The organism is Micromonospora echinaurantiaca (genome assembly GCF_900090235.1).
Lineage (GTDB): Bacteria > Actinomycetota > Actinomycetes > Mycobacteriales > Micromonosporaceae > Micromonospora > Micromonospora echinaurantiaca.
This window is the reverse complement of the sequence record NZ_LT607750.1, coordinates 4,881,592-4,894,030: the sequence shown is the minus strand read 5'-3', so window position 1 is coordinate 4,894,030 and position 12,439 is coordinate 4,881,592. Positions and strand designations below refer to the sequence as shown.

Annotated in this window: 16 protein-coding genes; 13 read left to right on the top strand and 3 right to left on the bottom strand. The window is 73.4% G+C overall.

Annotation, left to right across the window (positions count from 1 at the left end; all coding sequences use genetic code 11):
- The first annotated feature begins 32 nt into the window (after positions 1–32).
- Positions 33–1,112, top strand: a complete 1,080-nt coding sequence (locus tag GA0070609_RS21940) for an amidohydrolase family protein (protein ID WP_088995521.1) — start codon at positions 33–35, stop codon at positions 1,110–1,112.
- A 34-nt stretch (positions 1,113–1,146) separates the two neighbouring features.
- On the opposite strand, the gene GA0070609_RS21935 is transcribed toward GA0070609_RS21940, so the two are convergent.
- Positions 1,147–1,758 carry a TetR family transcriptional regulator gene (locus tag GA0070609_RS21935; RefSeq protein WP_088995520.1) on the bottom strand — a complete coding sequence of 204 codons (612 nt, stop codon included), beginning with the start codon at positions 1,756–1,758 and terminating at the stop codon, positions 1,147–1,149.
- Between the two features lie 104 nt (positions 1,759–1,862).
- Between GA0070609_RS21935 and proS the strand changes: the two genes are divergently transcribed.
- From proS to GA0070609_RS21875, 12 genes are all read left to right on the top strand, one after another.
- Positions 1,863–3,269: a proline--tRNA ligase gene (proS, locus tag GA0070609_RS21930; RefSeq protein WP_088995519.1), complete on the top strand. Its 1,407-nt coding sequence runs from the start codon at positions 1,863–1,865 to the stop codon at positions 3,267–3,269.
- Between the two features lie 165 nt (positions 3,270–3,434).
- Positions 3,435–4,082: a DUF402 domain-containing protein gene (locus GA0070609_RS21925; RefSeq protein ID WP_088995518.1), complete on the top strand. Its 648-nt coding sequence runs from the start codon at positions 3,435–3,437 to the stop codon at positions 4,080–4,082.
- A 264-nt stretch (positions 4,083–4,346) separates the two neighbouring features.
- Positions 4,347–4,805 carry a 30S ribosomal protein S16 gene (gene rpsP, locus GA0070609_RS21920; protein ID WP_088995517.1) on the top strand — a complete coding sequence of 153 codons (459 nt, stop codon included), beginning with the start codon at positions 4,347–4,349 and terminating at the stop codon, positions 4,803–4,805.
- Positions 4,780–5,040 carry an RNA-binding protein gene (locus GA0070609_RS21915; protein WP_172899384.1) on the top strand — a complete coding sequence of 87 codons (261 nt, stop codon included), beginning with the start codon at positions 4,780–4,782 and terminating at the stop codon, positions 5,038–5,040. Before rpsP ends, GA0070609_RS21915 begins: the two co-directional genes overlap by 26 nt.
- A 2-nt stretch (positions 5,041–5,042) precedes the next feature.
- The gene (gene rimM, locus GA0070609_RS21910) at positions 5,043–5,600 is read left to right on the top strand and encodes a ribosome maturation factor RimM (RefSeq protein ID WP_172899543.1); all 558 of its coding nucleotides are present in this window, start codon (positions 5,043–5,045) and stop codon (positions 5,598–5,600) included.
- Between the two features lie 19 nt (positions 5,601–5,619).
- Positions 5,620–6,393, top strand: a complete 774-nt coding sequence (trmD, locus tag GA0070609_RS21905) for a tRNA (guanosine(37)-N1)-methyltransferase TrmD (protein ID WP_088995515.1) — start codon at positions 5,620–5,622, stop codon at positions 6,391–6,393.
- A gap of 143 nt (positions 6,394–6,536) precedes the next feature.
- Positions 6,537–6,893: a 50S ribosomal protein L19 gene (gene rplS / locus GA0070609_RS21900; RefSeq protein WP_088995514.1), complete on the top strand. Its 357-nt coding sequence runs from the start codon at positions 6,537–6,539 to the stop codon at positions 6,891–6,893.
- A 183-nt stretch (positions 6,894–7,076) separates the two neighbouring features.
- Complete coding sequence (gene lepB / locus GA0070609_RS21895) at positions 7,077–7,949, top strand: signal peptidase I (protein WP_088995513.1); 873 nt, start codon at positions 7,077–7,079, stop codon at positions 7,947–7,949.
- Positions 7,950–7,959: 10 nt separating this feature from the next.
- Positions 7,960–8,595: a signal peptidase I gene (gene lepB / locus GA0070609_RS21890; RefSeq protein ID WP_088995512.1), complete on the top strand. Its 636-nt coding sequence runs from the start codon at positions 7,960–7,962 to the stop codon at positions 8,593–8,595.
- Between the two features lie 61 nt (positions 8,596–8,656).
- A complete protein-coding gene (locus GA0070609_RS21885) occupies positions 8,657–9,133 on the top strand; it encodes an NUDIX hydrolase (protein WP_088997896.1) in 477 nt (158 codons plus the stop codon).
- Positions 9,127–9,939, top strand: a complete 813-nt coding sequence (locus GA0070609_RS21880) for a ribonuclease HII (RefSeq protein ID WP_088995511.1) — start codon at positions 9,127–9,129, stop codon at positions 9,937–9,939. The genes GA0070609_RS21885 and GA0070609_RS21880 overlap by 7 nt, the downstream gene beginning before the upstream one ends.
- Complete coding sequence (locus GA0070609_RS21875; protein WP_007075222.1) at positions 9,936–10,259, top strand: DUF2469 domain-containing protein; 324 nt, start codon at positions 9,936–9,938, stop codon at positions 10,257–10,259. Before GA0070609_RS21880 ends, GA0070609_RS21875 begins: the two co-directional genes overlap by 4 nt.
- Positions 10,260–10,400: 141 nt before the next feature.
- Here the strand turns inward: GA0070609_RS21875 and GA0070609_RS21870 are convergent, their stop codons facing one another.
- Positions 10,401–11,507 carry a sulfite oxidase gene (locus tag GA0070609_RS21870; protein WP_088995510.1) on the bottom strand — a complete coding sequence of 369 codons (1,107 nt, stop codon included), beginning with the start codon at positions 11,505–11,507 and terminating at the stop codon, positions 10,401–10,403.
- A 182-nt stretch (positions 11,508–11,689) separates the two neighbouring features.
- Positions 11,690–12,334, bottom strand: coding sequence for a class I SAM-dependent methyltransferase (locus GA0070609_RS21865; protein WP_088995509.1), 645 nt, complete (start codon positions 12,332–12,334; stop codon positions 11,690–11,692).
- Between the last annotated feature and the right edge of the window lie 105 nt (positions 12,335–12,439).

Here is a 12,439-nt window from a genome sequence, read left to right as displayed (position 1 = left end):
CAGGGCGCGGGTGATCCGGTAGGACTGTGCTCATGGCTTGGCATGTGCGCGGTGTGCTGCTCCCCGACGACGAGGTCCGGGACATCTGGCTGGTCGGCGACCGGGTCACCTTCGAACCGGTGCCGGGCGCGGAGACCATCGCCGACGGCGGCTTCGTGCTGCCGGGGCTGATCGACGCGCACTGCCACATCGGCATCGCCCGCGGCGGCGCGCCGATCACCTCGCTCGACCAGGCCCGGGAGCTGGCCCGGGTCGACCGGGACGCCGGGGTGCTGGCGATCCGGGACGCCGGCTCGCCGTACCCGTACCCGGAACTCGACGACGACCCGGACCTGCCCCGGCTGGCCCGCGCGGGCCGGCACGTCGCCCCGCCCAAGCGCTACCTGCGCGACATCGGCGTCGAGGTCGGCGCGGCCGAGGTGGCGGCCACGGTGACCGAGCAGGCCCGGGCCGGCAACGGCTGGGTCAAGCTGGTCGGCGACTGGATCGACCGGGGCGTCGGCGACCTGGCGCCGGCCTGGGACGCCGCCACCATGACCGCCGCCGTCGAGGCCGCGCACGCCGCCGGGGTGCGCGCCGCCGTGCACACCTTCTCCGAGTCGGCGGTCGAGATCATGGTGCGCGCCGGGGTGGACTCGGTGGAGCACGGCACCGGGCTGAGCCTGGACCTGATCGACGAGATGGCCCGGCGGCGCACCGCGCTGGTGCCCACGATGATCAATATTCAGACCTTCGGTGGGATCGCCGACCAGGCACGGGCCAAGTTCCCCGGGTACGCCGACCACATGCTGGCGCTGCGGGACCGCTTCCCCGAGGTGGTGCGGTCCGCGTACGAGGCGGGGGTGCCGATCTACGTCGGCACGGACGCCGGCGGGGGCATCGACCACGGCCTCGCCGCCGAGGAGATGCTGCTGCTGCACGAGCGGGCCGGCATGCCGGCGGTGGACGTGCTCGCCGCCGCCTCCTGGGGCGCCCGCGACTGGCTGGGCTTTCCCGGCCTGGTCGAGGGTGGCCTGGCCGACCTCGTCGTCTACGCCGAGGACCCCCGCGCCGACCTGCGCGTGGTCCGCACCCCCAGCCGCATCGTCCTGCGCGGCCGGCCCGTCCGCTGACTCCGGGGGGTTCGGGTCGCCGCCGGAGTCCTGGTCAACCGGCTGAGTGGGGGATGATCGCGGCGCGGGTGAAGAGGTGGACGGCCAGGTCGGCCAGGGCGCGGGCGGTCTGCTCGACGCTCGCGCCGGGCAGCACGATGTGGCTGACCACGAGGCGGACCACGCTGTCGGCGGCGAACCGCAGGGCGGCCCGGTCGGCGCCGGGCACCAGCGTGGCGACCCAGTCCAGCAGCGGGCCGTTCGCCTCGGTCAGCACCAGCCCGGACCGGGTGGTGAGGAAGGGCAGCAGCTCGTCGGAGCCGCCCCGCGCGCTGGTCAGGATCGCCTTGATCAGCGGGTTGGCGGCCGCCTCGGCCAGGGTGTGCCGGATCGCCGCGTACGCGCCGGCGCGCACGTCGGTGCCGTGCGCGACCAGGGCCGCCCGCACGTCGGCGACGAACTGGTCGACCTCGCGCCGGGCCAGCGCCTCGGCCAGCCCGGCCTTGCTGCCGAACTCGTTGTAGACGGTCTGCCGGCTCACTCCGGCGGCGGTCGCCACCGCGCCCATCCGCACGCTGTCCCAGCCCCGGTCCACGGTCAGCGTCCGGGCCGCGACGACGATCTGGTCCCGCAGCCGCTGGCGTCCGGCGTCCCGTACCTCGTTCATGATGATCGAAGTCTACGGCCGGGCGGGGTGTCCGGCCCGACGCGCGCGTGGCGCGGGCCGCCCGATCGCGTCGGGCGGCCGGGCGGCGCATAGGATGTGCGGTCATGGCACGCGTGCTCACTCCCCGTGCGGAGGACTTTCCCCGCTGGTACCAGGACCTGATCGCCAAGGCGAAGCTGGCCGACAACGGCCCGGTCCGGGGGACCATGGTGATCCGACCGGCCGGCTACGCCATCTGGGAGCGGATGCAGGCCGAGATGGACGCCCGGATCAAGGCGGCCGGCGCGGAGAACGCGTACTTCCCGCTCTTCATCCCGGAGAACTACCTCAAGCGCGAGGCCGAGCACGTCGAGGGCTTCTCGCCGGAGCTGGCCGTGGTCACCCACGGCGGCGGCAAGCAGCTCGCCGAGCCGGTCGTGGTCCGCCCGACCAGCGAGACGGTCATCGGCGAGTTCATGGCCAAGTGGATCGACTCGTACCGGGACCTGCCGCTGCTGCTCAACCAGTGGGCCAACGTGGTCCGCTGGGAGCTGCGCCCCCGGATCTTCCTGCGCACCAGCGAGTTCCTCTGGCAGGAGGGGCACACCGCGCACGCCACCCGCGACGACGCCCGCGCCTACGCCCGGCGGATCCTGCACGAGGCGTACGAGGACCTGATGGTCAACGTGCTCGGCATCCCGGTGGTGGTCGGCCTGAAGACCGCCCGCGAGCGCTTCGCCGGCGCCACCGCCACCTACACCTGCGAGGGCATGATGGGCGACGGCAAGGCGCTCCAGCTGGGCACCAGCCACGAGCTGGGGCAGAACTTCGCCAAGGCGTTCGACATCAGCTACTCGTCGGCCGAGGGCGGCCGGGAGCACGCCTGGACCACCTCCTGGGGCACCTCCACCCGGATGCTCGGTGGCCTGATCATGTGCCACGGCGACGACAACGGCCTGCGGGTGCCGCCGAAGCTGGCGCCGGTGCAGGCGTACGTCATGGTGGTCAAGGACGGCGAGGGCGTCGGTGCGGCGGCGGCCAAGCTGCGCGACGCGCTGCGCGACGCCGGCGTCCGGGTCGCGCTCGACGACCGCACCGACACCCCGTTCGGCCGCCGGGCCGTCGACGCCGAGCTGCGCGGCTACCCGGTACGCGTCGAGGTCGGCCCCCGCGACCTGGCCGCCGGCAACGCGGTGGTGGTCCGGCGTACGGACGGCTCGAAGTCCCCGGTGCCGGTGGCCGACGTGGTCGGCGCGGTGCTGGCCGCGCTGGAGGCCGACCAGCAGGCGCTGCACGACCAGGCGCTGGCCCACCGGAAGTCCCGGACCGTGGAGGTGGGCACCCTCGCGGAGGCGATCGAGGCGGCGGCCACCGGCTGGGCCCGGGTGCCGTGGTCGGCGGTCGGCGTCGAGGGCGAGGCGGAGGCGAACGGCCAGGGCGTGACGGTGCGCTGCCTGGTCCGTGCCGACGGCTCGGTGCCGGACAGCGAGGACGAGCCCGACCTGGTCGCCATCCTGGCCCGCGCCTACTGACCCACCCGGCCGGCAGCCGGTCCCGCCTCGCGGGGCCGCCTGTCGCGTCACGCGGGGCGCGGCCTCGCTTCGGCAGGACCGTGCCCGTCCGGAGCGTTTCCGGCGTCGGGCCCGCTTCTCGCGCGGCCCCCGGTGGCCGTTCGCGGCCGCCGGTAGGGTCGCACCGTGAGGTTCGAACCGGGGCGGTTGATCGTGCACCGCAACGTGCGGCGTGGCCGGATCGGCTGGGTCCGCCCGGCCCGCGTGGTCAGCGACGACGACCGGGGCCTGCTGCTCTGGATCGCCCGGGACACCCCGGTGGCCAACGAGGTCACCGTGGCCGGGCTGGGCATGCGGGCGATGCCGTTCGCCGAGTGGATCGCCGCGTCGTACCGGCTGGCGGTGGGCCGGTGGAACGGGCCGCCGCTGCTGAAGTTCCTGCCCACCGGCGCGGCCCACTCGGTCTGGTGGTTCCGCGACGCGCGCGACGAGTTCGCCACCTGGTACGTCAACCTCGAGGAGCCGGGGGTGCGCTGGGACGACGGCGCGCTCGCCGGGGTCGACGTGGTCGACCAGGACCTCGACGTGCTCGTTCGCCCGGACCGGAGCTGGGAGTGGAAGGACGAGGAGGAGTTCGTCGAGCGGCTGGCGTACCCCGACGACTACTGGGTGGCGGACGAGTACGCGGTCCGGGCCGAGGGCAAGCGGGTGATCGCGCTGGCCGAGGCGGGGGAGTTCCCGTTCGACGGCACCTGGTGCGATTTCACCCCGCCGCCGGACTGGGCCGTCCCCGAGGCGTTGCCGGCCGGCTGGGACCGCCCGCCGGTGCGCTGACCGGTCCGCCGACCCGTGGGCCGGAGGTGTGTTCTCGGTCACCTCGACCGCCCGTCGGGTGACCCGTGCCGGTCCGGTGTGAGAGATCCGGGTCGGATCTGGCAGAATGGCTGGCTGGTATCCGGCGTGTGCCCGGCGCCCTCTAACCCGGGCACGTCGCCAGTCCACCGAGAGTCTCCGGCCCAACCCCACTGTGCCGGTCGGCGCTCACCCGTGCACACCGCCCGATCGGGCCGGTGAGATCGCAACAGGAGCGAAACAACTGTGGCCGTAAAGATCCGGCTTCTGCGGATGGGCAAGATCCGCAACCCGCAGTACCGCATCGTCGTCGCCGACTCGCGCACCAAGCGCGACGGCCGGGCGATCGAGTTCGTCGGGATCTACCAGCCGAAGGAAGACCCTTCGGTGATCGAGGTCAAGTCGGACCGGGTCCAGTACTGGCTGTCCGTCGGCGCCCAGCCGAGCGAGGCGGTGCAGCGGCTGCTGGAGCTGACCGGTGACTGGCAGAAGTTCAAGGGCCTGCCGGCCCCGCCGCCGCTGAAGGTCGCCCCCGAGCGGGCCGACCGCACCGCGGCGTACGAGGCCGAGGCGAAGGCCGCCGCCGGGCTGGCCGAGGCTCCGGCCAAGCCGGCCAAGAAGGCCGCCAAGGCCGAGGCTCCGGCCGCCGAGGAGGCGCCGAAGACTGAGGAGCAGGCCGGTGCGGACTCCGGCGAGCAGGCCTGACGTGGCTCTGCGTCCGGCGTTGGAGCACCTGGTCAAGGGCATCGTCGACCACCCGGACGATGTCCGTGTCCGGCTGGTCGACAACCGCCGGGGCAAGCGGCTGGAAGTCCGCGTGCACCCGGAGGACCTCGGCACCGTGATCGGGCGGTCTGGCCGGACCGCCAAGGCGCTGCGCCAGGTGATCGGCTCCATCGGTGGGCGCGGCGTACGCGTCGACATCGTCGACTCGTACTGATGCTGCTCATCGTCGGCAGGATCGGTAAGCCGCACGGCATCCGCGGTGAGGTCACCGTGGAGGTGCGGACCGACGAACCCGAAGCGCGGTTCGCCCCCGGCATGGTGCTGCGCACCGAGCCGGGGGCGACGCCCTCGCCCACCCCGCCGGCCGCGGGGCCGGGGGTGCCGTTCCGGGTGCCCGCCGAACTGACCGTGGAGTCCGCCCGGTGGCACCAGGGCCGCCTGCTGGTCGCGTTCGAAGGCGTGCTGGACCGGGACGTCGCCGAGGCGCTGCGCGGCACCCTGCTCGGGGTGGACAGCGCCGACGTGGCCCCGCCGGAGGACCCGGAGGAGTTCCACGACCACCAGCTCGTCGGGCTCGCCGCGGTCACCCCGGCCGGTGAGCGGCTCGGCGAGGTGGCCCGGATCGACCACGCACCCGCCTCCGACCTGCTGGTGCTGCGCCGGCCCGAGGGGAAGACCGCGCTGATCCCGTTCGTCAAGGCGATCGTTCCCGAGGTCGACCTGGCCGGTGGTCGCGTGGTCGTCGACCCGCCAGCCGGTCTGCTCGACCTCTGACCCGCCGGAGCATCCCCGCATGCGCGTCGACATCGTGTCGATCTTCCCGGAGTACCTCGCTCCGCTGGAGCTGTCGCTCATCGGCAAGGCCCGGGCCAACGGCACGCTCCGGCTGGCCGTACACGACCTGCGCACCTGGACCCACGACGTGCACCGCACGGTCGACGACACCCCGTACGGCGGCGGACCGGGCATGGTGATGCGGCCGGAGCCGTGGGGCGAGGCGCTGGACGCGCTCGCGCCGGCGGAGCTGACCCCGCCGCGGTTGCTGGTGCCCTCCCCGGTGGGCGTTCCGTTCACCCAGGCGCTGGCCCACGAGTTGGCCGCCGAGCCGCACCTGCTCTTCGCCTGCGGCCGGTACGAGGGCATCGACCAGCGGGTGCTCGACCACGCCGCCACCCGGATGCCGGTCAACGAGGTCTCCCTCGGTGACTACGTGCTCTTCGGCGGTGAGGTCGCGGTGCTGGTGATCCTGGAGGCGGTCACCCGGCTGCTGCCCGGGGTGCTCGGCAACGCCGGCTCGCTGGACGAGGAGTCGCACGCGCACGGCCTGCTGGAGGCCCCGGTCTACACCAAGCCGCCGAGCTGGCGCGGCCTGGACGTGCCGGACGTGCTCCGCTCCGGCGACCACGGCCGGATCGCCCGCTGGCGGCGGGAGGAGGGGCTGGTCCGTACCGCGCGCCGCCGGCCCGACCTGCTCGCCGCGCTGGACCCGGAGCGCCTGGACAAACGGGACGTCGCGGCGTTGGAGCGGGCCGGATTTCAGCCGCCACCGGGGGATGTGGCAAAGTAGAGGGGTTGCCGCATCCGGCCGCGCCGCGGACGGCTGCGAGGATCCCCGACCGGGGTCGGCGCCACCGATCACCACCCGAGGATCAGAATCACCCATCCGCGCACCGACTGACGGTGCGCCGTGAGCCTCACGAGGTTGCTGCGATGAACATCCTGGACGCCCTTGACGCCCAGTCGAAGCGGACCGACCTCCCCGACTTCCGGGCCGGTGACACCGTCAAGGTGCACGCCCGGGTGGTCGAGGGCAACCGGTCCCGTGTCCAGATCTTCCAGGGCGTGGTCATCCGCCGCCAGGGTGACGGTCTGCGCGAGACCTTCTCGGTCCGCAAGGTGAGCTTCGGTGTCGGCGTCGAGCGGACCTACCCGGTCAACAGCCCGGCCATCGACCGGATCGAGGTCGTCACCCGCGGTGACGTCCGGCGTGCCAAGCTCTACTACCTGCGCGAGCTGCGGGGCAAGAAGGCCAAGATCAAGGAGAAGCGCGAGAAGCAGCCCAGCTGACTTCTGCTCGCCACGCCGCCCGAGCTGCGCGTATGTCGTACCACCCGGCCCGCACTACGCTGGGCGTACGGGCGCGGCGGGGCGGTCACCCCGCGACAGCGGCGGGGAGACGTCCACTACCGCCCGGGGAGCCTCGACAGGGTTCCCGGGCGGTAGTGTCATTTCTGCGGACCGGGGAGTGGCGTGGTGCAGACGCTTGACGAGGGCGGCGCGGTCGATCCGTGGCGCCGGCGGTCCCGCCGCGGGCGCCGGCAGATGCCGCTCTGGCAGGAGTTGCCGCTGCTGCTGGTCGTCGCGTTCTGCCTCGCGGTGCTGATCCGCACCTTCCTGCTCCAGGCGTTCTTCATCCCCTCCGGTTCGATGGAGGACACCCTCCTGGTCGGCGACCGGGTCCTGGTCAACAAGGTCGTCTACGACGTCCGCGACCCGAAGCGGGGCGAGGTGGTGGTGTTCCGGGGCACCGACCGGTGGGCCCCGCAGGTCGACGAGGAGCCCGCCCCGGGCTTCGTCGGCAAGCTCGGCCGCACCGTCGGCGACCTGGTCGGGGTGAGTCGCCCCGGCGAGAAGGACTTCATCAAGCGGGTCATCGGGCTGCCCGGCGACCGGGTGAAGTGCTGCGACGCGCAGGGCCGGGTGACCGTCAACGGCACCCCGCTCGACGAGACGTACGTGGTGCGCGACTCCCCGCTGGACATCCCACCGAACCCCCGCGAGTGCCGTTCCCGGCGCTTCGAGGAGGTGGTCGTACCGCCCGGGCAGATCTTCGTGATGGGCGACCACCGGCTGGTCTCCCAGGACGCCCGCTGCCAGGGCCCGGTGCCGATCGAGAACGTGGTCGGCCGGGCCTTCACGGTGGTCTGGCCGTCGTCGCGGTGGAGCGCCCTCTCGGTGCCGGAGACCTTCGCCGACGTACGCGGACCGGCCGTGGCCGCCCCGGACGCGCCGCCGCCGGTGCGGCCCACCCCGGAGGGTGGTGTCGTCCTGCTCCTCCCGCTCACGGCCGCGCTGTGGGGTTCTCGCGCGTTCCGGACGGTGACGTCCAGCCGGGCAACGTAGGCTCCATCCCGTGATTGACGAGCAGACCGACAAGCCCCGCAGCTCCTTCTGGAAGGAGCTGCCCATCCTCCTGGGCGTGGCGATCCTGGTCGCGGTACTGGTGCGTGCCTTCGTGCTGCAGACCTTCTTCATCCCCTCGCCGTCCATGGAGAACACGCTCCAGATCGACGATCGGGTGCTGGTCAACAAGCTGGTGTACGACTTCCGCTCGCCCCGCCGGGGCGAGGTCATCGTGTTCAAGGCGCCGCTGGAGTGGAGCAGCAACCCCGACGGCGAGGACTTCATCAAGCGGGTGATCGGCGTCGGCGGCGACCACGTGGTCTGCTGCGACCCGCAGGACCGGCTGGTGATCAACGGCAAGTCGCTCGACGAGCCGTACATCTTCTCCGCCGACGGGCACCGGGACAAGCCGGCCGACCAGGAGTTCGACATCACCGTGCCGGAGGGCCGGCTCTGGGTGATGGGCGACCACCGGTCCGCCTCCGGCGACTCGCTGGAGCACTGGCAGCAGTCCGGGCAGGACATCACCGTGGCCACCATCGACGAGGACGAGGTCGTCGGGCGGGCGTTCACCGTCTTCTGGCCGGTCAGCCGGGCCACCTGGCTGAGCGTGCCGAAGCAGTACGAGGGCATCCCCAACTCCTGAGCGGCGGGCCGATCCCGGCGGGGGCGTGGGCGTTGTCGGCGGCGTCTGGCAGGCTGGTGCGGTGACGGTCTACACCCCTCGGCGCGCGGCCCGCGTGCTGCTCGTCGACGCGGCCGGTCGGGTGCTGCTCTTCGCCGGCTTCGACCCGGCCCGGCCCGAGCACCGCTACTGGTTCACCCCGGGCGGCGGGCTCGACCCGGGGGAGTCCCCGGCGGTCGGGGCCGCCCGCGAGCTGGTCGAGGAGACCGGGCTGCGGCTGACCCCCGAGCAGCTCGGCGAGCCGGTCTGGCGGGACACCATCGAGTTCACCTTCGACGGGGTCTGGTACCGGCAGGAGCAGGAGTTCTTCCTGGTCCGGGTGCCCACCTGGGAGGTGGACACGACCGGCTTCAGCGACGTCGAGCGGGCCAGCGTCGACGGGCATCGCTGGTGGCCGGTCGACGAACTGCTCGGCGCCGGCGAGCGCTACTACCCGGTCGACCTGCCCGCGGTGCTGGCCCGGGTGCTGCCGGAGGTCGCCGGGGGTGCGCCGTGCTGACCCCGCCGCGCACCGTGGTGCGCCGCGAGGCCGGGCTCTACGCGTTGGAGCGGGCGCTGCAGCGGCGCGGCTTCCGGCACGTGGCCGGGGCCGACGAGGCCGGCCGGGGGGCCTGCGCTGGGCCGCTGGTCGCCGCCGCGGCGATCCTGCCCGAGGGGCGGCGCGGCGAGATCGACGGGCTCGCCGACTCCAAGCTGCTCACCCCGGCCAGCCGGGAGCGGGTCTACGACGAGGTGATCGCCCGGGCGCTGGCGTACGCCGTGGTGGTCATCCCGGCCGAGGAGGTCGACGCCCGCGGCCTGCACGTGTGCAACCTGGCCGCGATGCGCCGGGCGCTGGCCTCGCTGACCACCCGGCCCGAGTACGTGCTGACCGACGGCTTCGGGGTGGACGGCCTGGACGTGCCGGGGCTGGCCGTCTGGAAGGGCGACCGGGTCGCGGCCTGCGTGGCGGCGGCCAGCGTGCTGGCCAAGGTGACCCGGGACCGGATCATGGTCGAGCTGGACGGGGCCTTCCCCGGCTACGGGTTCGCCGAGCACAAGGGTTACATCACGCCGGAGCACAGCGCGGCGCTGCGCGAGCGCGGGCCGTGCCGGGAGCACCGGTTCTCGTACGTCAACGTGGCCGCCGTGTCGGGGCGCGACGGCCGCCCACCGCGTTCGCGTCGACCGGTGGGCGCAAGCCCGGACGAGCCGATGGAGCACTTCGGCGCGTCAAGGGGTACCGTCGGCGTGGCGTTGGGCGAGCAGCCTCGGCCCTCGGCGCCGGTGGGGGAAGATGTGGTCATGGAAGGCGGAGTGCGATGAGCGCGGAAGATCTCGAGAAGTACGAGACCGAGATGGAGCTGCAGCTCTACCGGGAGTACCGCGACATTGTCCGCCAGTTCTCCTACGTGGTGGAGACGGAACGCCGCTTCTACCTCGCCAACCAGGTCGACCTGCACGTGCGCAACTCCGACGGCGAGGTCTACTTCGAGGTCGAGATGCACGACGCCTGGGTGTGGGATATGTACCGCCCCGCGCGGTTCGTGAAGAATGTCCGGGTGATGACGTTCAAGGACGTCAACGTCGAGGAGCTGGAAAAGCCCGACATCTCGCTGCCCGCCGACTCCGGCTTCGGCGGCTGACCCACCCCGTCGGCACCCCCACCGCCGGCCCCACCCCACCCTCCCCGCGCTGCGCCGCCGGTAGACGGCCGCGTTGATCATGAAGTTGTTGTCGCGACACGCCGTGGCGGCCGACAACAACTTCATGATCGACCCCGACGGTCAGGTGGAGATGACCGCGACCTCCACTCGTTGGACGACGTTGTTGGCGAATCCGCCGCGGTTCCAGGGCTGCTCGACGGGCTGGGTCCGGCCGGAGGCGTCGGTGGCCCGGGCGCTCAGCACGTACCGACCCGGCCGCGCGTCCCACTCGTAGCGCCAGCGCCGCCAGGCGAACTCGCCGCCGGTCGGCTCGTCCAGGGTGGCCGGCGCCCAGGTCGCGCCGCCGTCCGTGGTCACCTCCACCGCCACCACCGGGGCGTGCCCGGACCAGGCCCGACCGTCCAGCGTGCACGGTCCCGGCCGGAGCACCCGGGTGCGGGACATGAAGTCCGGGAAGCCGGGCGGTCGGACCAGCGCGCGCGGCTCGATCCGGGTCACCGGCACGCCCGGGTCCCCGGCGTCCTGCCGCAGCCGGTAGGCCACCGCGTTCTGGTAGCCGGTGAACGGCTCGGTCAGCACGCTGATCGAGCGCAGCCACTTGACGTGCGCCATGCCGTACCAGCCGGGCACGATCAGCCGCAGCGGAGCGCCGTGCTGCGGCAGCAGGGGAGCGCCGTTCATCTCGTACGCCAGCAGCACCTCCTCGCGTAGCGCGTCGGCGACCGGCAGCGCCCGCTGGTAGTCCTGCTCGACACCCCGCTCGACGCCGTGGTCGGCGCCGGTGAAGACCACGTCCACGGCGTCGGCGTCGAGGCCCGCCTCGCGCAGCAGCGGGGCCAGCGGGGTGCCGGTCCACTCCGCGTTGCCGACCGCCTCGACCAGCCACGGCTGGCTCACCGGGCGCGGGTGCAGCAGCGCCCGCCCGTTGCCCGCGCACTCCAGCGTCACCCGGTGGGTGACCCGGGGCCGGGCCCGCAGGTCGGCCAGGTCGAGGGTGAGCGGCCGCGCCACCGCGCCGTCCACCCGCAGCGTGTGACCGGCCGGGTCGAGGTCCGGAATGTCGTAGTGGATGAGCAGGTAGTGCAACCCCGCCGGGGTCAGGTCGTAGCGGAGCGCCTCCAGCGGGATGCCGTGGTTGCGGGCCGCCAGTTGCAGCTCCTCGGCGCTGATCGCCTCGTCCGGCTCGGCCAGCCGGGACGGCCGGCTCACCTCGTCCACAGTGGTCATGGTGGCCTCCCGGTCCGCGGCGGCGGCGCCCGCCGTACCCGGCCCAGCCTAGAACCTCCGGCCAGCCGCCGATCCGGCCGGTGGCTGCCCGGTTCGGGCCGGGCTGGGCGTGCCGCCTCGGGGTGGTTGCCTGTTCCGGATCGGGATGGCGGGCCGCCTCGGGATGGTTGCCCCGTTCCGGGTCACGGCAGGTGGTCGTGACCGACGAACTCGAACATGGTCACCCCGGCCGGCAGCGGCCGGGGTTCGCCGGCGAAGCGGTGCACGCCCACGCCGACGCCGTCCGCCGGGCTGTTGACCGATACCGGGACGAAGCCCTCCTCGGCGAACCAGTCGCAGATCGTCGGCACCAGGTCGGGGCTGCGCCGGTGCCGGGTCCAGAAGACGGTCCCGCCGGTGGCGCAGAGCGCCGCGCAGTGCCGCACGGTGCGCCGGATGTCCGACTCCGAGATGTTGCCGAACACCCCGCAGACCAGCACCAGGTCCGCCGGCGCCAGGTCGGCGTACGCGTCGGTGCTGGCGGCGTCCCCGACCACCACCTCCACCCGGGTCAGGCCGGCGTCGGCGGCGGCCGCCCGGGCCACCTCCGCGTTGCGCGGATCCAGCTCGACCAGCCGGGCGGTCACGTCGTCCCGACGCGGATGCGCGGCCAGCACGGGGATCAGGTCCCGACCCTGCCCGGCACAGAGACTCACCGCCCGCAGCGGCCCCGGCCGGGCGTTGTCGAGCGCCTCCCGCAGCCGCGTCCGCAGCTCGGCCAACCGGCGGGACAGCGCCGATGCCGGCTCGTCGTAGTCGTCGTGCCACGCGTACCAGTCCTTGGTCATCGAGCCAGCCTAGGGGCGGGGTCGGCTGCCGGCACATAGCAGATCGTCGGCCGGATCGGCGGCCGTCCACAGCGGGCTTCGCCGTCCACAGCCGGCCGCCCGAGG

Bases quoted from the DNA above. Each gene is read 5' to 3' on its own strand.
- GA0070609_RS21940 (WP_088995521.1), top strand. From the start codon at position 33: ATGGCTTGGCATGTGCGCGGTGTGCTGCTCCCCGACGACGAGGTCCGG.
- GA0070609_RS21935 (WP_088995520.1), bottom strand. From the start codon at position 1,758: ATGAACGAGGTACGGGACGCCGGACGCCAGCGGCTGCGGGACCAGATC.
- proS (WP_088995519.1), top strand. From the start codon at position 1,863: ATGGCACGCGTGCTCACTCCCCGTGCGGAGGACTTTCCCCGCTGGTAC.
- trmD (WP_088995515.1), top strand. From the start codon at position 5,620: ATGCGCGTCGACATCGTGTCGATCTTCCCGGAGTACCTCGCTCCGCTG.
- rplS (WP_088995514.1), top strand. From the start codon at position 6,537: ATGAACATCCTGGACGCCCTTGACGCCCAGTCGAAGCGGACCGACCTC.
- GA0070609_RS21875 (WP_007075222.1), top strand. From the start codon at position 9,936: ATGAGCGCGGAAGATCTCGAGAAGTACGAGACCGAGATGGAGCTGCAG.
- GA0070609_RS21870 (WP_088995510.1), bottom strand. From the start codon at position 11,507: ATGACCACTGTGGACGAGGTGAGCCGGCCGTCCCGGCTGGCCGAGCCG.
- GA0070609_RS21865 (WP_088995509.1), bottom strand. From the start codon at position 12,334: ATGACCAAGGACTGGTACGCGTGGCACGACGACTACGACGAGCCGGCA.